The 1,177-nt window shown below is 60.7% G+C and carries 1 protein-coding gene; it reads left to right on the forward strand.

Features of this window, described 5'->3' with window-relative positions:
* The first annotated feature begins 214 nt into the window (after positions 1–214).
* Positions 215–1,162 carry an IS110 family RNA-guided transposase gene (locus FFS37_RS35650; RefSeq protein WP_137935558.1) on the forward strand — a complete coding sequence of 316 codons (948 nt, stop codon included), beginning with the start codon at positions 215–217 and terminating at the stop codon, positions 1,160–1,162.
* The last annotated feature ends 15 nt before the right edge of the window (positions 1,163–1,177 follow it).

Below are 1,177 nucleotides of genomic sequence, written 5' to 3' on the forward strand. Positions count from 1 at the left end.
GAACCGCTTGTCTTATGACTTTCCGTCGTTTCGAGGCCAAAGTGGGTTGCCGCCTGCGGGCCTTCACCACCCGCAGGCGGCGGGAGGGGTGGGATCGATGAACCGCCGGTCGTGACGGACCGAGCTAGAGTATGATCGCCCCTCTCTTTTCCATGAGGCCTGAACGGATAGCCGGGATTCAAGGCCCGGATGACAAGCACGGGACACGGAAAAGATGACCGTAATCATAGCACGAACACTCGGAATCGATATCTCGAAAGATCGCCTCGACGTTCATCTGCTGCCGGAAGGTACGGAGCGGCAATACACCAACAACGCCAGCGGTCTACGCGAACTGATCCGCTGGCTGGCGCCTCTTGCACCTGCCCGCGTCGTCTACGAGGCGACGGGCGCTTATCATCGGTTGCTCGAACGCACGTTGGGTGCCAAGGGCCTGCCGCTGGTCAAGATGAACCCACAGCGCACGCGTGCCTTCGCAAAGGCCGCCGGCCGCTTGTCCAAGACCGATCGGATCGATGCCGCCATGCTCGCTCACTTCGGCGCGCTGATGGCGCCGCAGATCCGGCCGATCCGCAGCGATGCCCTTGATACGCTTTGCGAACTGGTCGCAGCCCGACGAGCGCTGATCAAGGACCGCACCGCCACATTGAACCGACAGAAGTCTTTGACCATCCCGCTGTTGAAGCGCCAGGCCGAGCAACGGTTGAAACAGATCGCTGCGCAGGTCACAGCGATCGACACCGAATGCCGAACCCGTATCGCCAGCGAACTCGGCCTCAGACGCCGCTTCGACATTCTCACCAGCATTCCGGGGCTTGGCGAGGCGAGCGCCGTCGCCATCGTCGCGGATATGCCCGAACTGGGTGCGCTCGAAAACAAGCAAGCTGCAAGCTTGGCCGGTCTTGCCCCCGTCGACCGACAATCCGGCCAATGGAAGGGCAAGAGCTTCATCCAAGGCGGCCGGCATACGCTCAGGCAGGCACTCTACATGCCCGCCCTCGTCGCCACCCGATTCAATCAGCCTCTTAAGGCAAAATACGAAAGCCTCCGAGCAGGCGGAAAACCTGCAAAAGTCGCCATAACCGCAATCATGCGAAAGCTTCTCGTCCTTGCAAACGCGCTCATCAGGGACGACCGTATATGGGCTCCAGAAATTCCTTGACCAAGACGGATACTC

The organism is Mesorhizobium comanense (genome assembly GCF_005503535.1).
Classification (GTDB): Bacteria; Pseudomonadota; Alphaproteobacteria; order Rhizobiales; family Rhizobiaceae; genus Mesorhizobium; species Mesorhizobium comanense.